Consider the following 294-nt stretch of genomic DNA (forward strand, 5'->3'; position numbering starts at 1 on the left):
GGCGATGATCTGCGGTGGGAAGCGATGGCGCTTGTAGCTCGAGGTCGGTGGATTCATGACGCCCAAAATGGCCCGCCGCGACCTATTTGCCGGTTAACGTGACATCGCCTGGGGTAGTCTTCGGGCTTTCGAATCCGTTCACTACGAAAGAGCCGCCTTTCAGGGCTTCACCGCCCGGACCTCATTGAAGCACATTGTAGCGGCGCATCGGGCTCATGAGCCAATCGCGCCTTTCCGCGCCTCACCGCCACCCCGACGCGTCCTTACGCGAGCTGTACGCCCGCCCCCTCGCCG

Origin of the sequence: Methylosinus sporium, from assembly GCF_003113265.1 — a bacterium.
Lineage (GTDB): Bacteria > Pseudomonadota > Alphaproteobacteria > Rhizobiales > Beijerinckiaceae > Methylosinus > Methylosinus sporium.